At 70.3% G+C, this 21,509-nt stretch carries 22 protein-coding genes; 11 read left to right on the forward strand and 11 right to left on the reverse strand.

The window, feature by feature from the left end; translation table 11 throughout:
- Positions 1–81: 81 nt before the first annotated feature.
- On the reverse strand, positions 82–357 hold the full coding sequence (locus ACFU8Q_RS12300) for a GlsB/YeaQ/YmgE family stress response membrane protein (protein ID WP_384451623.1): 276 nt from the start codon (positions 355–357) through the stop codon (positions 82–84).
- A 250-nt stretch (positions 358–607) separates the two neighbouring features.
- Here ACFU8Q_RS12300 and ACFU8Q_RS12305 point away from each other — a divergent pair, with 250 nt between their 5' ends.
- Together ACFU8Q_RS12305 and ACFU8Q_RS12310 are read left to right on the forward strand one after the other, a co-directional pair.
- On the forward strand, positions 608–973 hold the full coding sequence (locus tag ACFU8Q_RS12305) for a DUF3099 domain-containing protein (RefSeq protein WP_384451625.1): 366 nt from the start codon (positions 608–610) through the stop codon (positions 971–973).
- 273 nt (positions 974–1,246) lie between these two features.
- On the forward strand, positions 1,247–1,504 hold the full coding sequence (locus ACFU8Q_RS12310; protein WP_384451627.1) for a hypothetical protein: 258 nt from the start codon (positions 1,247–1,249) through the stop codon (positions 1,502–1,504).
- 83 nt (positions 1,505–1,587) lie between these two features.
- Here the strand turns inward: ACFU8Q_RS12310 and moaA are convergent, their stop codons facing one another.
- From moaA to ACFU8Q_RS12325, 3 genes are all read right to left on the reverse strand, one after another.
- Positions 1,588–2,577 carry a GTP 3',8-cyclase MoaA gene (moaA, locus tag ACFU8Q_RS12315; protein ID WP_384451630.1) on the reverse strand — a complete coding sequence of 330 codons (990 nt, stop codon included), beginning with the start codon at positions 2,575–2,577 and terminating at the stop codon, positions 1,588–1,590.
- A gap of 172 nt (positions 2,578–2,749) precedes the next feature.
- Positions 2,750–4,390, reverse strand: a complete 1,641-nt coding sequence (locus ACFU8Q_RS12320) for a cation acetate symporter (protein ID WP_384451633.1) — start codon at positions 4,388–4,390, stop codon at positions 2,750–2,752.
- Positions 4,387–4,752: a DUF485 domain-containing protein gene (locus tag ACFU8Q_RS12325; protein WP_384451635.1), complete on the reverse strand. Its 366-nt coding sequence runs from the start codon at positions 4,750–4,752 to the stop codon at positions 4,387–4,389. The genes ACFU8Q_RS12320 and ACFU8Q_RS12325 overlap by 4 nt, the downstream gene beginning before the upstream one ends.
- A gap of 293 nt (positions 4,753–5,045) precedes the next feature.
- Between ACFU8Q_RS12325 and ACFU8Q_RS12330 the strand changes: the two genes are divergently transcribed.
- A complete protein-coding gene (locus tag ACFU8Q_RS12330) occupies positions 5,046–6,581 on the forward strand; it encodes a S8 family serine peptidase (RefSeq protein ID WP_384451638.1) in 1,536 nt (511 codons plus the stop codon).
- 102 nt (positions 6,582–6,683) lie between these two features.
- Positions 6,684–8,105, forward strand: coding sequence for a CoA transferase (locus ACFU8Q_RS12335; protein ID WP_384451640.1), 1,422 nt, complete (start codon positions 6,684–6,686; stop codon positions 8,103–8,105).
- Here ACFU8Q_RS12335 and ACFU8Q_RS12340 read toward each other — a convergent pair.
- Together ACFU8Q_RS12340 and ACFU8Q_RS12345 are read right to left on the reverse strand one after the other, a co-directional pair.
- On the reverse strand, positions 8,092–8,772 hold the full coding sequence (locus tag ACFU8Q_RS12340; protein ID WP_384451643.1) for a lysoplasmalogenase: 681 nt from the start codon (positions 8,770–8,772) through the stop codon (positions 8,092–8,094). The genes ACFU8Q_RS12335 and ACFU8Q_RS12340 overlap by 14 nt on opposite strands.
- On the reverse strand, positions 8,769–9,647 hold the full coding sequence (locus ACFU8Q_RS12345) for a sterol desaturase family protein (protein WP_384451646.1): 879 nt from the start codon (positions 9,645–9,647) through the stop codon (positions 8,769–8,771). The genes ACFU8Q_RS12340 and ACFU8Q_RS12345 overlap by 4 nt, the downstream gene beginning before the upstream one ends.
- A 305-nt stretch (positions 9,648–9,952) precedes the next feature.
- On the opposite strand from ACFU8Q_RS12345, the gene ACFU8Q_RS12350 reads away from it, so the two are divergent.
- Complete coding sequence (locus ACFU8Q_RS12350) at positions 9,953–10,537, forward strand: TerD family protein (RefSeq protein WP_384451648.1); 585 nt, start codon at positions 9,953–9,955, stop codon at positions 10,535–10,537.
- Positions 10,538–10,862: 325 nt separating this feature from the next.
- On the forward strand, positions 10,863–11,501 hold the full coding sequence (locus ACFU8Q_RS12355; protein ID WP_384451704.1) for a LysE family translocator: 639 nt from the start codon (positions 10,863–10,865) through the stop codon (positions 11,499–11,501).
- An 89-nt stretch (positions 11,502–11,590) separates the two neighbouring features.
- Here ACFU8Q_RS12355 and ACFU8Q_RS12360 read toward each other — a convergent pair whose 3' ends face one another.
- The 5 genes from ACFU8Q_RS12360 to ACFU8Q_RS12380 are packed head-to-tail and all read right to left on the reverse strand — an operon-like array spanning position 11,591 to position 16,582.
- The gene (locus tag ACFU8Q_RS12360; RefSeq protein ID WP_384451651.1) at positions 11,591–12,304 is read right to left on the reverse strand and encodes a VIT family protein; all 714 of its coding nucleotides are present in this window, start codon (positions 12,302–12,304) and stop codon (positions 11,591–11,593) included.
- A gap of 25 nt (positions 12,305–12,329) precedes the next feature.
- Positions 12,330–13,565 carry an amidohydrolase family protein gene (locus ACFU8Q_RS12365; RefSeq protein ID WP_384451707.1) on the reverse strand — a complete coding sequence of 412 codons (1,236 nt, stop codon included), beginning with the start codon at positions 13,563–13,565 and terminating at the stop codon, positions 12,330–12,332.
- 47 nt (positions 13,566–13,612) lie between these two features.
- Positions 13,613–14,890: an amidohydrolase family protein gene (locus tag ACFU8Q_RS12370; RefSeq protein ID WP_384451654.1), complete on the reverse strand. Its 1,278-nt coding sequence runs from the start codon at positions 14,888–14,890 to the stop codon at positions 13,613–13,615.
- A gap of 10 nt (positions 14,891–14,900) precedes the next feature.
- Positions 14,901–15,785, reverse strand: a complete 885-nt coding sequence (locus ACFU8Q_RS12375) for an SDR family NAD(P)-dependent oxidoreductase (protein ID WP_384451657.1) — start codon at positions 15,783–15,785, stop codon at positions 14,901–14,903.
- On the reverse strand, positions 15,782–16,582 hold the full coding sequence (locus tag ACFU8Q_RS12380; RefSeq protein WP_384451660.1) for an acetoacetate decarboxylase family protein: 801 nt from the start codon (positions 16,580–16,582) through the stop codon (positions 15,782–15,784). Before ACFU8Q_RS12380 ends, ACFU8Q_RS12375 begins: the two co-directional genes overlap by 4 nt.
- Before the next feature lie 115 nt (positions 16,583–16,697).
- Between ACFU8Q_RS12380 and ACFU8Q_RS12385 the strand changes: the two genes are divergently transcribed.
- The 5 genes from ACFU8Q_RS12385 (at position 16,698) to ACFU8Q_RS12405 (ending at position 21,508) form a co-directional block, all read left to right on the forward strand.
- A complete protein-coding gene (locus ACFU8Q_RS12385) occupies positions 16,698–17,351 on the forward strand; it encodes a TetR/AcrR family transcriptional regulator (protein ID WP_384451667.1) in 654 nt (217 codons plus the stop codon).
- A gap of 29 nt (positions 17,352–17,380) precedes the next feature.
- Positions 17,381–18,379, forward strand: a complete 999-nt coding sequence (locus ACFU8Q_RS12390) for a DEDDh family exonuclease (protein ID WP_384451670.1) — start codon at positions 17,381–17,383, stop codon at positions 18,377–18,379.
- A 64-nt stretch (positions 18,380–18,443) separates the two neighbouring features.
- Complete coding sequence (locus tag ACFU8Q_RS12395) at positions 18,444–18,677, forward strand: hypothetical protein (protein WP_072482991.1); 234 nt, start codon at positions 18,444–18,446, stop codon at positions 18,675–18,677.
- Positions 18,678–18,751: 74 nt separating this feature from the next.
- Positions 18,752–19,594 (forward strand): SURF1 family protein, encoded by an 843-nt coding sequence (locus ACFU8Q_RS12400; protein WP_384451710.1) that lies wholly within the window; start codon positions 18,752–18,754, stop codon positions 19,592–19,594.
- Positions 19,595–19,708: 114 nt separating this feature from the next.
- The gene (locus ACFU8Q_RS12405; protein WP_384451672.1) at positions 19,709–21,508 is read left to right on the forward strand and encodes a glycoside hydrolase family 15 protein; all 1,800 of its coding nucleotides are present in this window, start codon (positions 19,709–19,711) and stop codon (positions 21,506–21,508) included.
- Position 21,509 lies beyond the last annotated feature (1 nt).

The raw sequence follows: 21,509 nt of genomic DNA on the forward strand, positions 1-21,509 counted from the left end.
CGATTGCGTTGTGGCCCGGCGGTCCGGGGGGGCCGGCGCCGGCCCGTGCTGGCCGTCGGCTCAGGGGCGCCGCCCGTCGGTTCAGGCTTTCTGTCTGGTGCCGCGGAACGACGTCCACAGTATGTCGCCGACCCCGACGATGACCACGGCGCCGATCAGCTGGAACAGATGGCGCGTCCAGTCGATGCCGCTGGTGTCGTTGACCCCGATCCAGGTGGCGGCGGTATTGCCGAGGACGCTGCCGAGGATGCCGAAGATCGTCGTCAGCCAGAGTGGGATGCTCTGCTTGCCGGGCAGGATCGCTCTCGCGATCAGGCCGAGTACCAGGCCCACGATGATTGCCCACAACCAGCCCATGTCGCCTCCTCGTGCGACGTGATGTCGCGTATGTGCGCCCAGTCTCGGCCCGTGGGCCGTGCACCGCATGCCGGATGCGTCCGTATGCGCGGCCCCGGCTTCCGGTCGTACGCATACGGCGCGCCCCGGTCTCGAAGCCGTAGGACACCGGGCGTACCGTGGGTGAGGTCCGGTCCGGGGAGCGTGCGGACGCGGGAATGTGGTCTTCCCCGACCCGTGAGAGGTGCTGGGGATGGGTGGTGGAGGCGTGATGCGGAAGCAGAGCGGTGTCGAGGTCTTCCGGATCACGGGGGCGCGGCAGGGTCTCGCGGACGATGTGCGCGGTAGGCAGCGGCGCTATGTGATCTCGATGTCCGTGCGGACGGTCTCGGTGATCCTGGCCGCTGTGCTGTGGAACGTCGAGCGGTATGTCGCGATCGTCGCGCTGGCGCTCGGGGCGCTGCTCCCGTACGTGGCGGTGGTCATCGCCAACGCGGGCCGGGAGAACGCCCCTTCGCTTCCTTCGACCTTTGTCCCGGCGCCGGTGCGGCCGGCGCTCGACGCCGCGCCCGTGGCGGGTTCCGCGGAATCCGGTCCGGAGGCCGACGGGGTGCGGCACACCGGGGAATCGGCATGAGCGACGGCAGATCGGCATAAGCACAGTTGAGGCCGCGCCGCACCCGGAGCTCGGGAAAACGACAGACCAATCATGAAGTTACGGTGCACCGCACCCCGGTCTGCGTGACATACTTCGTGAGCGCTCCGCATCCCCCGTCGGAGCGACAGACCGACGCCGGGCAGCTCCCCCCGTGGCTGCTCGGCGTCGCTTTTTCTCCGGTTTTCTCCGGTGGGGGTTGTCCGGGACGGCCGGTTCGCTCGGCCGTATGGGCGCTGGCCTAGGGTTGAGTCCGTGAACTCCCCAGATTCCGCGGCCGAGAGCGCTGCCGCCGCACCCATCTGTTCCGCCAAGGGCTGCCGGGCCGACGCCGTGTGGGTGCTGGCCTGGAACAACCCGAAGCTGCACACCCCGGAACGCCGTAAGACGTGGCTGGCCTGCGAGGAACACCGGGAGCATCTCTCCTCGTTCCTGGACGTCCGGGGCTTTCTCAAGGATGTCGTGACGCTGGCGGAATGGGAGTCCGAAGGACCGGGACCGGGTCGGTCCTAGCCACCGGACCGGGCCGGTCCCAGGGCCTGGTCGGCGGATCAGGTCCTAGGGGGTCTGTCCGACCCTGATCCGCCGGACAGGCACTAGCCGCCGATCGCCGACATCGGCCGGTCGGGCTGCAGGAAGGACGGGTCGTCCAGACCGGACCCGGCCTTCTTCCCCCACATCGCGAGCTTCCAGATCCGGGCGATCTCCTCGTCCGGCGCGTCGGAGCGCAGGGCGCCGCGCAGATCGGTCTCCTCGCGGGCGAACAGGCAGGTGCGCACCTGACCGTCGGCGGTGAGCCTGGTCCGGTCGCAGGCCCGGCAGAAGGGGCGTGTGACGGAGGCGATGACGCCCACCCGGTGGGGTCCGCCGTCGACGAGCCAGCGCTCGGCGGGGGCGGAGCCGCGCTCTGCGTCGCCCTCCTCGGCGAGGGTGAAGCGGGTGCGCAGCGACTGGAGTATGTCGCCTGCCGTGATCATGCCGTCACGCTTCCAGCCGTGCTGGGCGTCGAGCGGCATCTGCTCGATGAAGCGGAGCTCGTAGCCGTGCTCGACGGCCCAGGCGAGCAGGTCGGGGGCCTCGTCGTCGTTGAGTCCCGGCATCAGGACGGTGTTGACCTTGACCGGGGTGAGACCGGCGTCGCGGGCGGCTTCGAGGCCGGCCAGCACGTCGTGGTGACGGTCGCGCCGGGTGAGTGTCTTGAAGACGTCGGGGCGCAGGGTGTCCAGCGATACGTTGACCCGGTCCAGGCCGGCGGTCTTGAGTGCGGCCGCGGTGCGCTTGAGCCCTATGCCGTTGGTGGTGAGCGACATCCTGGGGCGCGGGGTCAGGGCGGCGCAGCGCTCGACGATGGAGACCAGCCCGGGGCGCAGGAGCGGCTCACCGCCGGTGAAGCGCACCTCGGTGATGCCCAGCCGGGTGACGGCGATGCGGACCAGGCGGACGATCTCGTCGTCGCTGAGCAGGTCGGGCTTGGCCAGCCACTGCAGGCCCTCTTCCGGCATACAGTACGTGCACCGCAGATTGCAGCGGTCGGTCAGTGACACGCGCAGGTCGGTGGCGACCCGGTCGTAGGTGTCGATGAGCATGTGGGCCCCCTCCCGCTGTTGCTTCCCGGCCGCCGTGTCCGGCTTTCCGGGCTGACTCCTCCGAGACTACGCGAGACCTGTGACATCGCAGGGGCCCGTATGACACGAGGTGCGGCACGGCCGCGTCGTAGGACTCTACGAACGGCCGTTGCCGCACCCGGTTCGTTCTCGCTCAGTGCGCTCCGACACCGGTGAGGGACTTGACCTCCAGCTCGGCGTACTTGCCCTTGTCCGGCTCCTCCTTCGAGAGGAGGGAGCCGATCCAGCCGAGCAGGAAGCCCAGCGGGATGGAGATGAGGCCCGGGTTCTCCAGCGGGAACCAGGCGAAGTCGACGCCCTTGAACATCGAGGTCTTCGGATTGCCGGAAACGACCGGGGAGAACAGCACGAGGATCACCGAGCTCGCGAGACCGCCGTAGATCGACCACAGGGCGCCCTGGGTGGTGAAGCGCTTCCAGAAGAGGCTGTAGAGGATCGTCGGCAGGTTGGCGGAGGCTGCTACGGCGAAGGCGAGCGCCACCAGTCCTGCGACGTTCATGTCGCGGGCGAAGGCTCCCAGGACGATCGCGACCGCGCCGATGAGGACGGTGGCCCAGCGCGCGGCCCGCATCTCCTCCTTCTCGGTGGCCTTCCCCTTGCGGATGACGTTGGCGTAGATGTCGTGCGCGAAGGAGGACGAGGACGCGAGGGTCAGCCCCGCGACGACGGCCAGGATGGTGGCGAAGGCGACGGCCGAGATGACGGCCAGCAGCACGGCGCCACCGGTGGAGCCCACACCGCCGAGGTATTCGGCGAGCTGCGGTGCGGCCGCGTTGCCGGCCGGGTTCTTCGCCTTGATCTCGTCCGGGCCGATGAGCGCCGCGGCGCCGAAGCCGAGCGCGATCGTCATCAGGTAGAAGGCGCCGATGATGCCGATGGCCCAGTTGACCGACTTACGGGCGGCCTTGGCGGTCGGCACCGTGTAGAAGCGGATCAGGATGTGCGGGAGACCGGCGGTGCCGAGGACCAGGGCGATGCCGAGGGAGAGGAAGTCCAGTTTGGAGGTGCCGGTGGCGCCGTACTTGAGTCCGGGCTCCAGGAACGCCCCTCCGTGGCCGCTCTTCGCGGCGGCCGTGCCCAGCAGGTCGGAGATGTTGAAGTCGAACTTCAGCAGCACCAGGAAGGTCATCAGGAGGGCACCGGCGATGAGCAGCACGGCCTTGACCATCTGGACCCAGGTGGTGCCCTTCATGCCACCGATCGTGACGTACACGATCATCAGTACGCCGACCAGCGCGACGATGAGGATCTTGCCCGCGTCGCTGGTGATGCCGAGCAGCAGGGAGACCAGGACGCCCGCGCCGGCCATCTGCGCCAGCAGGTAGAAGATCGACACGACGATGGTGGAGACGCCGGAGGCGGTGCGGACCGGGCGCTGCCGCATCCGGTAGGCGAGGACGTCGCCCATCGTGTAGCGGCCCGAGTTGCGCAGTGGTTCGGCGACCAGCAGCAGGGCCACCAGCCAGGCGACGAGGAAGCCGATGGAGTACAGGAAGCCGTCGTAACCGAAGAGGGCGATGGCTCCCGCGATCCCGAGGAACGAGGCCGCCGACATGTAGTCGCCGGAGACGGCGAGCCCGTTCTGGAACGCGGTGAACTGCCGTCCGCCCGCGTAGAAGTCGGCGGCGCTCTTGGTCTGCCGGCCGGCCCAGACGGTGATGCCCAGGGTCGCGGCGACGAACACCGCGAAGAGCGTGATGATCAGCGGCCGGTGCTCGGTGGTCGAGGAGGCGGCCAGCTGGAAGGCGGGGTGGGAGTGGTACGCGGCGCTCATGCGTCGGCCTCCATACGGGACTTGATGGCCTCGGCCTTCGGGTCCAGCTTCGCGGCCGCGTGGCGCGAGTAGAACCAGGCGATGAGGAATGTGGTGACGAACTGGGCGAGGCCGAACACGAAGGCCACGTTGATGTTGCCGTACACCTTGGTGCCCATGAGGCCGCCCGCGTAGTTGGACAGCAGCACGTACAGCAGGTACCAGAGGACGAAGGCGATGGTCAGCGGGAAGGCGAACGAACGGTACGAGCGGCGCAGTTCGCCGAACTCCGCGCTCTCCTGCGTCGCGATGAACGCCTCGGTCGTGGGTTCGGCAGGGTGGGTGGCCGTACTGACCTCGGGTGGCGGTGCATCGGTAGCCACGGAATCTCCTCGCGACGCGGGTGCGGTGGTGGTGGGGACGGTGGATTTCACTGGGGAACCTCGGTGTTCGGGGGATGGTGGTGCCTCTCCCCTGACAACGGCACGGAGAGCGCGGCGAAGCGGTTCACCGCGGGTTCACACTTCTCCAACTCGTCCCTTCGCACCCATCCGGTCGAACAAGGTGCCCCCAACTCATTGAATAGTGGGGCTGATCAGCGATAACTTCACTCGTCATGTACGCGACTGGGCACATCCTGTGTCCGGTCTACAGGCACGGATGATGTGGAGACCCCATGGCTCATCTGGGATCCAGACGGACGCGCGCACTGACGCTGCCCGTCGGATTGGCACTTACGGCCTCGCTCGGCTTCCTGCCGACAGGTGCCGCTTCTGCCGCACCGGTGGACGCGCAGCCCGCAGCGGCGGTCTCGACGAACGGTCCGAAGCTCTCGTATGTCGTCAACACGCGGAGCAATCACGGGACCGTCAAGCAGGTGAAGAAGGCGATAGCCGACGCCGGCGGCACGGTGGTGATCGCCTATGAGCAGATCGGCGTCATCGTCGTCGAGTCGCAGAACCCGGACTTCGCGAAGACGATCCGCCGGGCCAAGGCCGTCGATTCGGCCGGGGCCACCCGCACCAGCCCCATCGTTCCGCAGGCCACCACGGACATCGGGGTGGCGCAGCCGCTCACCGCCGAGCAGGCCCGGAGCGCGGCGGCGGAGGCGACGGCGGACCAGGATCCGATGGAGCCCCTCCAGTGGGATCTGCCCGCCATCAAGGCCGACCAGGCGCACCAGAAGACGCTGGGCAGCAGCAAGGTCACCGTCGCGGTCATCGACACGGGTGTCGACGACACCCACCCGGACCTGGCGCCGAACTTCAACCGCGGGGCCTCCGCAAGCTGTGTGTCCGGGGCGCCGGACACGACGGACGGCTCCTGGCGTCCGAAGACCGGTGAGAGCGACCACGGCACGCATGTCGCGGGCACCATCGCCGCCGCGAAGAACGGCATCGGGGTGACGGGTGTCGCGCCGGGCGTGAAGGTCGCCGGCATCAAGGTCGCGAACCCGGACGGCTTCTTCTACACCGAGTCGATCGTCTGCGGCTTCGTCTGGGCCGCCGAGCACGGCGTCGACGTCACCAACAACAGCTATTACACCGACCCGTGGATGTTCAACTGCAAGAACGACCTCGACCAGGGCGCCCTGGTCGAGGCCGTCGCCCGCGCCACCGGGTACGCGGAGCGCAAGGGCACGGTGAACATCGCCTCGGCCGGCAACAGCAAGTTCGACCTGGCCTCCGGCGCGATCGACGACACGACCAGCCCGAACGACACCACGGCCGTGACCCGGACGATCGACCCGCGCGAGTGCCTCGACATCCCGGCGATGCTGCCGGGCGTCGTGACCGTCTCGGCGACGGGTGCCAAGGGGCTGAAGTCCTCGTACTCGAACTACGGGAACGGCGTCATCGACGTCGCGGCTCCCGGCGGTGACTCGACGGTCTACCAGACGCCCGCCCCGCCCGCCACGAACGGTGCGATCCTGTCCACGCTGCCGGGCGGCAAGTACGGCTACAAGAACGGTACGTCGATGGCCTCCCCGCATGTCGCGGGTGTCGCGGCCCTGATCAAGTCGGGGCACCCGTACGCCTCGGCGGCCCAGGTGAAGGCGCTCCTGATGTCCGGGGCCGACGCCACCGCGTGCGGCGACCCGTACGACATCAACGGTGACGGCAAGATCGACGCCGTCTGCGAGGGCGACAAGAACCACAACGGCTTCTACGGGGCCGGTGTGGTGAACGCGCTGAACGCGGTCCGCCGGTAGGAGCCCGCCGGGACGTGCGATGTGGCGGGAGGGGCCGGGGCCTTCGGACGGCCCTCCCGCCGCCTCTTCCCGGTGGGTGGCACTCAGTGCCATAGTGCGGGGATGAGTCAAGCACGAATGTCCGGTACGGAGCAGGCCTGGGCGGCGCTCGGCGGTGCCCCCGCGCTTCTCGCGCACCTCAAAACGGGTGGCTCCGACGGGCTGCTGCCCGCGCGACTGCCCGTGATGGAACTGGCCCGCTCCGCCGTCGCGGTCTGCTCACTGGCCGCCGCCGAACTGGCCGCCCGCCGCACCGCGCGCCCCGTGCCGCAGGTCCGCGTCGACGACGGCGCGGTGGCCACGGCGTTCACCAGCGAGCGCCATCTGCGGATCGACGGGCGCGCGCCGACCAACTTCGCCCCGCTGTCCCGGTTCTGGCGCACGGCGGACGGCTGGGTCCGTACGCACGCCAACTACCCGCACCACCGGGCCCGGTTGCTCGCCACGCTGGAGCTACCCGCGGACACCTCGGACGACATCGCCGTGGCCGCCGTCGCCGCCTCGTTCGCGGAGCGCACGGGCAACGAGATCGAGCAGACGGTGTACGCGGCGGGCGGCCTGGCCGTCGCCGCCCGTACGCCGGCAACGTGGGCGGCCGACCCCCGGGGCGCCGCCGTAGCGGGCACGCCGCTGGTGACCAGGGAACGTATCGACAGCGCGCCCGTCCGCCGGACGACGCCGCTCACCGGCGAGCCGCTGCTGCCCGCCGCCGGGGTGCGCGTCCTGGACCTCACCCGGGTCATCGCGGGGCCCGTCGCCACCCGTACGCTCGCGCTGCTCGGCGCGGACGTCCTGCGGATCGACGCCCCGCAGCTCCCGGAGAGCCAGGACGCGCACAGCGACACCGGTTTCGGGAAACGGTCGGTGGACCTGGATCTCGGCAGCCGCTCCGGCGCGGCCGCCTTCGACGAACTGCTGGCCGGCGCGGACGTGGTCGTCACCGGCTACCGGCCCGGGGCCGTCGAGCGGTTCGGCCTGACTTCGCAGGCCCTGGCCGCGCGCAGGCCGGGGCTGGTGATCGGGCGGCTCTCGGCCTGGGGGCACGGCCCGTGGGCGCAGCAGCGCGGCTTCGACAGTCTGGTGCAGGTGGCCACCGGCATCGCCTCGGTCGAGGCCACGGCCGGGGCGGAGCACCCGCCCGGTGCGCTGCCCGCCCAGGCGCTCGACCACGGCACGGGCTATCTGCTGGCCGCCGCCGTGCTGCGCGCCCTGACCGAGCAGCACGACAAGGGCGGCTCCCGGCTGGCCACGCTCTCGCTCGCCCGTACCGCCGCCTGGCTCCTCGACGAGCTGCCCGCCGGCCGGGAGGACGAAGCCGCGGGTTCGTCGTACGACCCGGAGAAGTGGCTCACGGAGACGGACAGCCCGCTGGGACGGCTGCGTCATGCCCTGCCGCCGGTCGCCTTCGACGGCTCCCCCGCCGACTGGTCGCGTCCGCCCGGCCGGCTGGGGGCGGACGCGGCCGCCTGGCTCACGGCTCGATAAGTACCTTCGTGCGCCCGCCGGATGCGAGCGCTCCGACGGTCAGCAGGAACTGCGCGGCGATGTAGGTGAGCATGACCCAGAAGTCGGGGGCGGGCAGCTGCGGCCAGTCGGCGATGCCGGTGGCGATGAGCGCGTCGGAGAGGAGGAAGAGCGCCCCTCCGACGGCCGCGTACCGGCCGAGGGTGCCGGCGCGGTACGCCATCGCCGTGAGCAGCAGGCTGTAGCCGGTCATCGGGATCCGCAGGTCCGCCGGCAGGTCGCTCCAGAGCAGTGCGACGAAGACGGCCAGGACGGCCGCGTACCCGGCCCCGGCGAGCAGTGGGCGACGGGCACGTCCGAAGAGCCACAGGTAGCAGACGTGACCCGCGGCGAAGGAACCCATCCCGACGAGGAAGGCGGCGTCGGAGTCGGGCAGCAGCAGCGTGTCACCGCCCCAGCCGAACAGGAGCGCCGCGATGAGCAGCCGGGGGCCGCGCCGAGCGGCGGCGTACCCGGCCAGCAGCGGCATCAGCAGGGGCTTGGCGAGGAGGTGGGCGACCGGGACGTCGGTGAGGACGCCGACGAGGTCGACGGCGGAGGCCACGAGAAAGGCGATGAGCAGCGGGCGTACGAGACGTTCCCGCCGGTCCGTTGCGGCGTCGGCGCTCCCGACGGCGTCGGCGCTCATCCGGTGCGCTCCCGGGCGGGGACGGCCGTACGGGCGACCGCTCCGGTGGGCTGCCAGCCGGGCCCGCGGAAGATCCGTCCGGCTCGCTCGCTCCAACTACCCGCCGCGCGCACGTCGCGGGCGATCGCGGCGTACTCGTGGGTGGCGACGCGCAGCGGGTTGAACGTGTCGATGTTCTTGGTGAGGCCGAACACGGGCCGCTCCGTCTCGGCGGTGAAGGACCCGAAGAGCCGGTCCCAGACGATCAGGATGCCGCCGAAGTTCCGGTCCAGGTAGCCGCCCTGCGACGCGTGGTGCACCCGGTGGTGGGAGGGCGTGTTCAGTACGTACTCGAAGGGTGCGGGAAGCTTGTCGATGCGCTCCGTGTGCACCCAGAACTGGTAGACGAGGTTCGCCGACGAACAGAACGCGAGCGCGGCCGGATGGACACCGCAGGCGATGAGCGGCAGGTAGAAGGGCCAGACGGTCAGTGACGTCCAGGGCTGGCGCAGCGCGGTGGACAGGTTGAACTTCCGGCTGGAGTGGTGGACCACGTGGCACGCCCAGAGGATCCGGATCACGTGGTGGCCGCGGTGGGACCAGTAGTAGAAGAAGTCCTGCGCGAGCAGCATCAGCAGGACCGTCCACCACAGCACGGGGACACGGAGCGGCGTCAACTCGTAGACGGCGGTGTAGATCGCGACGATGGGCACTTTCCACAGCAGGTCGAAGACCAGGCTGCCGAGCCCCATGGTGATGCTGGTGGCGGCGTCCTTCGTCTCGTACCCGGCGGCTTCCTCATCGGGATGGAAGTGATGGAGGGCCATTTCGAGAACAGTGAGCAGGACGAAGGCTGGTATGGACCAGAGCACGACATCGGGCAGGTTCGGCGGCATGGGAGCACCGTAGAGCCGTGGATCGGCCCCGCACCAGACGTTGTTACCAACAAGTATGCAAGACGTGGTGTCAGCAGTCTTTGGTGACTTCCGCCAACGCGGGCGTCGCGCGATCCTTGTACCGGAGCTTCCGAGGGCGAGTAACCGCCGTGCTGGGTAAGGAATTTTCCGCCCCCGGACCGCCCGAAAGGGTTCATACGCGCCTCACCCATGGGGACCCGTCACATGGAACCACCGAGGCACCCAGGCACACTCTGCATGGTGTAGTCCCTCTGACAATCCCCTGACAAAAGGATGATCCACGCATGATCACGCTCACCAAGGAAGACGGCCCGGCAGACCTGGACGGAGTGACCCATCTGTCCATCGGCGTGTCCTGGGACCCGACGGCCGGCAGCAGCGGCGGTGTCATGGGCCTGCTCCGCCGCAAGGCCGGAACGGACCTCGACCTGATCGCCATCGCCACGCAGGGCGGGGACCCGGTGCGCCTGGCCGGCCTCGACTCGCTGGACCCCATGGGCAACGGCTCCCTGGTACACAGCGGCGACAATCAGACCGGGCGCGGGGACGGCGACGACGAGACCGTCACGGTCGAGTTCGCGCGCATCCCGAGCAACATCACGTCGATCGTGTTCGTCGCTGCCGCCTTCAAGAAGGGCAGCTCCTTCCAGAAGGCCCGCAACATCAGTTTCAAGGTCTACGACGCGACCGGGGGAAGCTCACAGCAGGTCGCCGACATATGGCCCAGCCTGCTCACCCAGGACAACGGCTGCGCGGTGGCCAAGGCCGTGCGGGTCGGCGGCACGTGGAAGCTCGAAGTGATCAATGTGACGGGGAAGATCAAGCAGGGTGACGAGCATGCCCTGATGCGCTTCGCCGTCAGTAAGTAGTAGACGGTCGCCGAAGGGGCCGACATGGCCGCGGAAACGTTCCCGGCGCCGGAGCACACCTTCTGAGCGGAGGTCCGGGCGGAATGGACGGGCGAGAGGGCCGGAAGGCCGTTCGCCCGTCCACGTTCCCTCACGAGTCGGCGCGGCGTCGAGGCCGGCCATGCGCGCGTGAGGTCCAAGACGCGTGGCGCATCCGTCAGCCGCGCCCGCGCGTGCGGATACGGCTCGACCTCGTCGGCCGGGAGAGGGCGAGGACGCGTCCGGCGGGAGCAGCGGGGTGAAAAAGGGCTGAGGGGCGCACTCTGCCCGTGCTTACATGGGCGCCATGGTGTCTGCCGAGCGCTTGCTCGCCTTCGCGGCTATGTCGTTCCTGTTGATCGTGATCCCCGGGCCCAGTGTGTTGTTCGTGATCGGGCGGGCGTTGGCGCAGGGGCGGCGCGCCGCGCTGACCACGGTCCTGGGGAACACATTGGGCGCCTATGTGCTCATCGTGACCGTGGCCCTTGGGGTCGGGTCGATCGTGGAACGCTCCGTCCTTGTCTTCACGGTACTGAAACTGGCCGGTGCTGCCTACCTGGTGTATCTGGGTGTCAAGGCATGGCGGCAGCGGGGCTCGCTGCAGTCCGCGTTCACTGCTGACAAGGCCGCGCAGAGCGGCCTGCGCACGTTGCGGGAGGGGTTCGCCGTCGGTGTGGCCAACCCCAAGACCATTGTGTTCTTCGCCGCCGTGCTGCCGCAGTTCGTCGACCGCGCCCAGGGACACGTCGTGGTTCAGATGCTGTTGCTCGGGCTCGTCTTCAACGTCATCGCATTGGCCTCTGACAGTCTGTGGGGACTGATCGCGGCAACCGGACGGGACTGGTTCGCCCGCTCCCCTCAGCGGCTGTCTCTGGTCGGAGGAGTCGGCGGGCTTGCGTTGATCGGCCTCGGTGTCACCGTCGCCGCGACGGGACGCAAGGACTGATCCCGCACCGGAGAGGCGACGAGGGTCAGCCGGCCCCTCGGGCAACAGGGCCATGGACTGCTGATCCGGCCGAGATCTTCAGCGCCCTCCTAGACCCCCACCGCCCTCAGCAACTCCCCTGCCACATACGTGACCGCCATCGCCAGCGCTCCCCCGCACATGTTCCGCAGCACCGCGGGCCCCACCATCGCCTCGCCCAGGCGGGCGCTCCACCAGCCCGTCACTGCCAGCGCCGCCAGCACCGACAGCACGGTCACGAGCAGCCGCAGCGACGCCGGGGGCAGCACGATCGCGAGCAGCGGCAGCAGCGCGCCGACCGTGAACGCCAGGAAGCTCGCTGCCGCCGCGTGCCAAGGGTTCGTCAGCTCGTCCGGGTTGATGCCCAGCTCGACCACCGCGTGGGCGCGCAGCGCATCGCGTTCGGTGAGCTGGACGGCGGCCTCGCGGGCGACCTCGCGGCTCAGGCCCTTGCCCTCCAACAGGCCGGTCAGCTCGATGAGTTCCGCCTCGGGTGCCTCCTTGAGCTCCCGTCTCTCCGTCGCCAGTGCGGCCCTCTCCGAATCGCGCTGGGTGGAGACCGATACGTACTCGCCCACCGCCATCGACATGGATCCGGCCAGCAGTCCGGCCAGCCCTGCGGTGAGCAGGGTGCCGCGGTCGGCGGTGGCTCCGGCCACGCCGACGACGAGGCCGGCGGTGGAGACCACACCGTCGTTGGCGCCGAGGACCGCGGCACGCAGCCAGTTCAGCCGCGTGCCGAGTCCGTTGCCGTGCGGTTCGTCATGCGCCTGGGTATCCGTCACCCGGGGATGGTCTCACCCCGCCCCGTCACCAGACGCGTACCGACCCGCCCGGCGCGAAGGCGGGGCTGGTCGCGTCGGCCGGGGTCTCCTTGAGGGGTTCGGCGATCTCGTCCACCGTCGGTCCGACGGTCGCGGCGATACGGTCCAGGGCGGCCAGGTCGAATCCGTAGACGCGTGCGGCGTTGCCGCCGGCCATCGCCGCGATCTCCTCGGACGGCAGGCCCGCGTACGCGATCCGCAGGCCCTCCCGCGAGTACGGGGCGGTGCCCTCGTCGTGCGGGTAGTCGCTGCCCCACATGATCTTGTCGAGCCCGATCCGGTCGCGCAGCGACACCTCGTGGGGCCGCATGAAGCTGGCGCCGACGTAGCAGTTGTCGCGCCAGACCTCGCCGGGGCTCGCACCCATCGAACCGGCGAGCCCGGCACCGAACTTGGACTCGGCGGTAGCCGCCCGGGCGGAGGCCGCCACCAGCCGTCCGTGGTAGTAGTCCAGCATCTCGACGACACCGGGGATCCAGCCGGAACCCTGTTCGGTGAGGACGAGTCTGAGTCCGGGATGGCGGCGGAACGCACCGCCGAAGATCAGGTGCCACAGCGCCCGGTGCGAGAACCAGGTCGTCTCCACCATGAAGACGGCCCGGGCCGCCGGTTCGTCGCCGAGCGGCGGGGAGGCCGATCCGCCGTGGTGGTTCACCGGTACGTCCAGCTCTTCGCAGACCGCCCACAACGGGTCGTACGCCCGGGAGTAGAGCTCCGGAACGCCGGAACCGGGCGGGGCGCCGGGCAGCAGGACGCCGCCGGTCAGGCCCGCTTCCTTGGTACGGCGGACCTCGCGGGCGGCCTCCACCGGATCATTGAGGAGGATCTGCGCGACGCCCGCGCGCCGGCCCGGCAGCTGCGCGCAGAAGTCGGCGAGCCAGCGGTTGTGGGCGCGCAGGCCGGCCCAGCGCTGCTCGTACTCCGCCCGCGACGGTGCGGGCGCCATCAGGGAGGCGGAGGGGAAGAAGGGCGGGATGGTGTTGGGGAAGACGACCTCCGCGACGATGCCGTCCGCCTCCAGTTCCGCGGCACGGCGCGCGGAGTTCCAGTTCCGGTCGGCTGTGTCGGCGAGGAGGTCCTCGTAGGGGTTGACGTAGGCCGCCGCCCACGCGTCGAAGTCGTCGCGGTACTTCGTCTCCAGGTACGGCCGGTAGTCGAGGAGATCGGCTCCGGCGTGGCAGTCGGCGGAGATGACGGTGTAGCGGTTCGCGTGGCGGTCCATGTCGCCCTCCGCGTGCCGGTCCGTGTCGCGGTCCATGTGCGGGTTCATCACGAGGCTCCCAGGACCGGGAAGTCGTGGCCGGTCAGCCAGTGCCGGCCCACGTCGCGCGACCTGGCCCAGGACGCCTCGACCGCCGTCTGGTCGGCACTCTGGCCCAGGTCCTGCGGTGTCGGCCCGATGCGTTCGGCGATCGGGGCGAGCTTCGCCGTGTCGAAGCCGAAGACGTCAGCGGCGGCGAGGCCCAGCATCCGGCGGGTCTCGGCCACCGGGATGTCGTGGAAGGTGTCGCGCAGCCAGTTCGCGGTGTTCGGCCAGGTGCCTTCGGGGTGCGGGAAGTCGCTGCCCCACAGGATGTTGTCGACGCCGATCTCGTACCGCTGAGCGAGTTCGCGGCGTTTGGTGTTGGTGGCGCAGATGAAGACCTGGCGGTCGAGGTACTCGTGCGGAGGGCGTTTCAGTTCGGCGAAGGGGGAGAGTTTCTTTCCGCCGTGGGCGCCGAGGTAGAGCCGGTCCATGAACCAGAGGAGGTTCGGCAGCCACCAGCAGCCGGACTCGGCGACGCCGAACCTCAGCCCGGGGTGGCGTTCGAACGCGCCCGACCAGAGCAGGAACCAGAGCGGCCGGGACGGCCACCAGGTGACCTCGGAGACGTAGATCCCGAGGTGGTCGCCGTACTCGTGGCGCGGGGCCGCACCGGAGTGGGTGACGACCGGCATGGCTGTCTCCGCGGCGGCCGCCCACACGGGGTCGTAGCGGCGGTCGTGGTACGGGGCCTTGTCCACCCACATGGAGGGAATCATCAGCGCGCCGAGTCCGGACTCCTTCGCCCGGTGGATCTCCGCGACGACCCGGTCGACCTCGCCGGTGACCGGCAACAGGGCAACCCCGCAGTGGCGTTCGGGGTTCTGCGCGACGAAGTCGGCGAGCCAGCGGTTGTGGGCCTGCGCGCCGGCCATGCCCAGTTCCGGGTCCTGGTCGCCGGAGAGCCCGAGGCCCACGCCGAAGGGGGCGGCGGTCCGGCTGTCGACGGCGTCCGCGTCGGGGAAGACGACCTCGGCCGCCACCCCGTCACCATCGAGCTCCTTGAGACGCTGTGCCGCGTCCCAACCGCCTTTCAGGCCCTCCTCGTTGTCGTGGAACCACTTGTCGGCGAAGGCCTCGTTGCGCACGCCGAGTCGGGTCATCTCCGCACGGCGGCGGTCGCGTCCGGCGAGGAACTCGTCGAACTCCCGGTGGAAGCGGGCGTCGAGATAGGGCCGGTACTCCTCGGTGGGCAGCCCGGCGTGGCAGTCGGAGGAGATGATCAGGTACGGGGCGTCGGTCATCGCTCGCTCCTCAGTCGAGTATGAAGCTCTCCAGGTACGACGGTTCGGCCCGGTCGAGCATCGACTGCGACCTGGCACGGATCTGGCGGTCGCTGTGCTCGCTCTCCGGCAGCATCCAGAAGCGGTCGGCGCGTATCCCGGCGACGACGGTCTCGGCGACCTCCTCCACGGGGGTGAACTCCACCTCGTGGCCCGCCGCCCGCATGGCGGACTCCCACTGGTCGAGGCTGCGGTACGGGGTCCTGCGCGGTCGCTCCTTGGCGTACCGCGCGGGTCGGTTGCGGTGCGACTCCCACAGTCCGGTACGGAGCATGTGCGGCCCGGGGAAGAGGACGGAGGCGCCGACCGCCGCGCGCTCGGCCTTCAGGTGCGCGTACAGGGACTCGGTCATCGTGACGACGGCTGCCTTGGTGACCGCGTACACGGAGGCGGTCGGCAGCGGGGCGATCCCGCCGTCGCCGGACGAGGTGTTGACGACATGGCCGGGGCCGCCGTCCGCGATCATGCGCGGCACGAACGCCTGGATGCCGTGGAAGACGCCCCACACATTGACGGCGAAGGCCCACTGCCAGTCGTTCGGCTCGTGCTCCCACATGCGGCCCTCGGCCCCGGAGCCGACACCGGCGTTGTTGCACAGCACATGCACGGCGCCGAAGGTGTCGTACGCGGCTTCGGCCAGGGCCCGTACGGAGTCGCGTTCACTCACGTCGACGACGTGCGCCAGCACCCGCGCACCGTCCTCGCGCAATCCGCCCGCCGCCTTGTCGAGCGCGCCCTCCTCCACATCGGCGAGGACGACCTTCAGCCCCTCGGCCGCGAACCTGTGCGCCATCGCGAGGCCGATGCCGCTCGCCGCGCCGGTGACGACGGCGACCTGCCCCTCCTCCAGCCTCATCGGACGCTCCCCTCCGGCGGGCCGTCATGGATCTGCTGCGGGTCGTCGTAGCGCTGGTGGATGTACGGCAGCAGCGCCTCGGCGCTCACCCGCTCCACGGCCCTGCCCCGCTGATCGCTGGTCTTCTCGCCGATGGTGAGGTCGACGAGCCGGCGTACGGGGAGGTCGGCGACCGGGTCGTACACCGACTCGCGCAGCAGCACGTCGCCCGCGACGCGTTCCAGCCGGCGGACCTTCTCGTGGCGGGTGCAGTGGATCAGCACCGGGTCGGAGTCGAAGCCCTCGCCGTCCACGGCGGGCAGGAACTTGAAGTAGAAGTCGAGCTTGTCGGCCGGTTCGGGCAGCGGGAGCGGTCCGCTCACCGCGCCGCGCACCTCGACGAACGCGATGCCGTGCCGGGCCAGCGCGGCCCGGACGACGAGACCGTCGCGTTCGACGGTCACCTCGCCGAGCTTCTTCGGTTCGCCGAACACCTCGCGACCGCCGATCAGCGCCCGTTCATGGGTCATCGGCATGACGAGCGGATACCAGCCCTCGTGCCCGTCGTGGACGGCGGCGACCGCGACGGAGCCGGCACCGAGCGGGTAGCCGGGGAGTTCCACCGTGCTGATGTTGGCCCGGACGAGCGGGCGTTGTGCGGGTTCGAGGGGCGGCGGCAGGACGGCCGCCACCGCGTCGGGGTCGCTCTCCCAGAGGGCCACCACGCCGGTGGACCAGATGTCGGGGAGCGTGGAGCGGGCCGCGCGGGCCGCCGCGAACTCGGCCCCGGTGCGCGCGCCGTACCGTACACGTGCCATGGACGTACCACCCTTCTCGGTTGTCCGATGCCCGGGTTCTGTAACACAGTTACACCCATGCGAATGAAGGGTGAATAGGCGTGCACGTAACGGAGTTCGAAGAGCTGGGAGCACTGTGGCCCGATCGTCGCTGACCCGCGAAGAGGTACTGGACACCGCCACCGTCCTGGTGAAGCGGCACGGCCCGCAGGCCCTCACCATGCGCGGACTCGCCGCCGAACTGGGCACCGCGGTCACGTCGATCTACTGGCACGTCGGCAATCGCGAATCGCTGCTGGACGCCCTCGTCGAGCGCACCGTGCGGGAGATGGGCACCCTCCGCCCGGCCGGCCGGACCCCGGCGGCCCGGATCGTCTCCGTCGCCCGCGGGCTGCGCCGCGAACTGCGGGCCCGGCCGCATCTGATCGCGATGGTCCACGAACGGGGGCTCACCGAGCGGATGTTCCTCCCAGCACAGCGGGCCCTCGTCCACGAGGTGCACGCCGCGGGGCTGCGCGGGGCGCGGGCCGCGGCAGCTGTGCGGGCGGTGCAGTTCCAGACCGTCGGCTTCCTGCTCGTCGAACGCAATCGGGAGCGGTCCCCCGTCCAGTCCCCCGGCGAGGGCGATCTGTGGGCCGCGTCCACCGCGGACGGCGACCCGGCACTGGCCCGCGCGCTGGCCCGGCCCGCCGATCCGGACCGGCTGTTCGCGGACTCCGTGCGGGCCCTGGTGGAGGGTCTGCTGGCCGGTCCCGTTCCACGGACACCCGGGCGGGAGACGGCCGAATAGGAGACTGTCGGCGGCGGCCCGTATTCTCTGTGACCATGCTCGACGACCGCCAGACCGCAGCACCATGGCCGACCGCCTACCCGCAGGGGTACGCGGTCGTCGACGTGGAGACCACCGGACTCGCACGGGACGACCGGATAGTGTCCGCGGCCGTCTACCGCCTGGACGCGCAGGGCAATGTCGAGGACCACTGGTACACCCTCGTCAATCCGCAGCGTGATCCCGGTCCGGTCTGGATCCACGGGCTGACCAGCGAGGTCCTGGACGGCGCTCCGCTCTTCCCGGAGGTCGCCGCCCAACTGTCCGAGCGGCTCGCGGACCGCGTGCTCGTCGCGCACAACGCGGCCTTCGACTGGTCGATGCTGGCCCGGGAGTACGCACGGGCCTCGGTCACCGCCCCCGTCGAGCAGCGGCTGTGCACCATCGCACTCTCCAAGGAGCTGCGGCTGCCGCTGCCCAACCACAAGCTGGAGTCGCTGGCCGCGCACTTCGGAGTCGTGCAGCAGCGCGCCCACCACGCGCTGGACGACGCCCGGGTGCTGGCCGAGGCGTTCCGGCCGAGTCTGCACGCGGCGGCGCGGGGCGGGGTGCGGCTGCCGCTGCTGGAGTGCCGGCCGCTGACCGAGTGGTCGGACTCCCCGGTCACCCCGCGGATCGGCTACCAACCCTCGTACGGTCAGGGCAGCTGGCGTCCCTCGCGCAAGCGTCCGGCCTGCCCATATCCGAACCCCGGGCGGTACGAGAAGGACAAACCTCTCATGCAGGGCATGCGGGTGGCGTTCTCCGGGGACACTTCCATCGACCGCGAGCTGCTGGAGGACCGGGCCCTGGAGGCCGGGCTGCACGTGGCGACCAGCGTGTCCCGGCTGACCAGCCTGCTCGTCACCAATGATCCGGACGCGGCGACGTCGAAGACGGTGAAGGCGAAGTCGTTCGGGACACCGATCCTGGACGAGAGTGCGTTCACCCATTTGTTGCGCGATGTGGCACCGGCGGCGGCGCAGCCGGCCGCGCGGTCATCGGAGTGAACCGGGGGCGACTCGCCCGGCCGCCGCTCGCCCGCCGCCGCTCCGGCGTCCCACCCTGTGGCGCATGGCACGTTGCGAGGTTTGCGGAAACGACTACGGCATGTCCTTCGAGGTGCACGCGCAGGGCGCGGTGCACGTCTTCGACTGCTTCTCCTGCGCCATTCACCGCATGGCGCCCATCTGCGAGCACTGCCGGGTCCAGATCATCGGCCAGGGCGTCGAGGTCGACGGTCACTGGTTCTGCGGCGGTCACTGCGCCCGCGCCGAGGGGAAGGTGGGCATCATCGACAAAGTCTGAGTACCGGCCGCCGCCGCGTCCCCTTCCCCCACCCCTCCGCGATGCACCCCATGACGCAGTTGTACCGTCATGGGGTGTACCGCTTCCTGTTGACCCGGCAGTGGCTGATCCTCGCCCTCCTCTCCCTCGTACTGATTCCCACGATGGTCGAGCTGGGCTTCTGGCAGCTGCACCGGCATGAGCACAAGGTCGCGCAGAACTCCCTGATCTCCCGCAACCTCAAGGCGAAACCGGTTCCGGTCGCCTCGCTCACCTCGCCGGGCCACACGGTCCCGCGCTCCGATTACTGGCGCGCGGTGACGGCCACGGGTACGTACGACACCGCGCACGAGGTGGTCGTACGCCGCAGGACCTCCACCGACGGCCGGATCGGCGTCCATGTACTGATCCCGCTCGACCTCAAGGGCGGCGGCACGGTCCTGGTCAACCGCGGCTGGGTGCCCTCTGCCGACAGCCAGCGCGCGTTCCCCGACGTACCGGCCGTACCCAAGGGCGAAGTGACCGTGACCGGGCGGCTCAAGGCCGACGAGACGACCGGCACCAGCGGCATCAAGGACATTTCGGACCTGCCGGACCGCCAGGTAATGCTGATCAACAGCGCTCAGGAGGCCAAGCGACTCTCCCGGCCGGTGCTCGGCGGCTACATCGAGCAGACCGGACCCGAGCCGTCCGGCGACTCCCCGGAACTGATTGCCGCCCCCGACGACGGCTCGATCGGCCCGCACATGGCGTACGCCGTGCAGTGGTGGCTGTTCGCCGCCGGGGTCCCGGTGGGCTTCGTGGTCCTTGCCCGCCGGGAGAAGCGCGACCGGGTCGAGGCCGCGGCCAAGGCCGCCGCCGGGGAACAGGACGCTTCCGAGCCGAAGACGCCGGAGCAGCCGGGACAGCCGGAGAAGCCGGAGCCCGCGACGGCCTGACGCCGTCTCCGGCGGGGTGCGGGGCGGCCTCGGCGTGTCGGCGTACCGAGGTGACCCCTGCTTCTCGTGGGACTGGACTGCTTAACGAGGCCCAGGTTCGGGAACACGCCAGACGTGACCCCACGCATCGAGGACTACGCCCTCATCGGTGATCTACAGACAGCCGCCCTGGTCGGCAGGAACGGTTCTGTCGACTGGCTCTGTCTGCCCCGCTTCGACTCGGGCGCCTGTTTCGCCGCCCTGCTCGGCGACGAGGACAACGGCCACTGGCGGATCGCCCCGAAGGGCGCCGACGCCTGTACCCGGCGCGACTATGCGGGTGACTCCCTCGTCCTGGAGACGTACTGGGAGACCCGTACCGGCACGGTCAAGGTCATCGACTTCATGCCACAGCGCGACCGGGAACCCGATGTCATGCGGATCATCGAGGGTGTCAGCGGCACGGTCGAGATGAGCTCCGTGATCCGGCTGCGCTTCGACTTCGGCTCGATCGTGCCGTGGATGCGCCGCTCGCAGGGGCACCGGGTGGCGGTCGCCGGGCCGGACTCGGCCTGGCTGCGCAGCGAGCCACCGGTCAAGACCTGGGGCCAGCAGTTCTCCACCTGCTCCTCGTTCACCGTCTCCGCGGGCGAGCAGGTGGCGTTCGTCCTGACCTGGCACCCCTCTCACTCGCCCCGCCCCGAACTCGTCGATCCGTTCGAGGCGCTGGCGAACACCCTGGCCGACTGGGCCGCCTGGTCCGCCCGGTGCAGGTACCGGGGCCCGTACCGGGAGGCGGTGATCCGCTCGCTGATCACGCTGAAGGCGCTCACCTTCGGCCCGACCGGCGGCATCGTGGCGGCGCCCACCACCTCGCTGCCCGAGGAGATCGGCGGCGTACGGAACTGGGACTACCGCTTCTGCTGGCTGCGCGACTCCACGCTGACCCTCGGCGCGCTCATCTCGGCCGGCTATCTGGAGGAGGCGGCCGCCTGGCGGGACTGGCTGCTGCGGGCCGTCGCCGGGAATCCGGCCGATCTGCAGATCATGTACGGCCTGGCGGGCGAGCGCAGGCTGCCCGAGGCGGAGCTGCCGTGGCTGCGCGGATACGACAGCTCCGGCCCGGTCCGGATCGGCAACGCCGCGGTCCGCCAGCGTCAGCTCGATGTGTACGGGGAGGTCATCGACTCGTTGCGGCTCGCGCGGGAGGCGGGCCTGAACGACAAGCCGCACGCCTGGAATGTGCAGCTCAGCCTGCTCGGCTTCCTGGAATCCACCTGGCGCGAGCCGGACGAGGGACTGTGGGAGATCCGCGGCCAGCGCCGCCACTTCGTGCACTCCAAGGTGATGGCCTGGGTCGCCGCCGACCGTGCCGTGAGCACCCTGGAGAAGAACCCTTCGCTGCCCGGCGACGCGGACCGGTGGCGGGCGATGCGGGACGCCGTGCACCGGGAGGTGTGCGAGAAGGGATACGACCCGGTACGGAACACCTTCACGCAGTCCTACGGCTCCCGGAACCTGGACGCCGCGACACTGCTGATCCCCCGGACCGGATTCCTGCCGCCGGACGACCCCCGGGTGATCGGGACGGTCGACGCGGTCCGGGAGGAGCTGGGCAGCGGCTGCCTGGTCCGCCGCTACAGCACGGACGGCAACTCGATCGACGGGCTGCCCGGCAGCGAAGGCGCCTTTCTGGCGTGCTCGTTCTGGCTGGCCGACGCCCTGCACCTGACGGGGCGCACCGAGGCGGCCCGAGACCTCTTCGAGGAGCTGCTGGCGCTCCGTAACGATGTGGGGCTGCTGGCCGAGGAGTACGACACCGTCGGGCGCCGACAGCTCGGCAACTTCCCGCAGGCGTTCAGCCACATCGGACTGGTGGGCACGGCCATGGCCCTGGCCGGGGAGGACACGCTGGAGGCCGAGGCGGCAGGATAGG

The sequence above is a fragment of the Streptomyces sp. NPDC057543 genome, from assembly GCF_042801895.1.
In the GTDB taxonomy this organism is placed as follows: Bacteria; Actinomycetota; Actinomycetes; order Streptomycetales; family Streptomycetaceae; genus Streptomyces.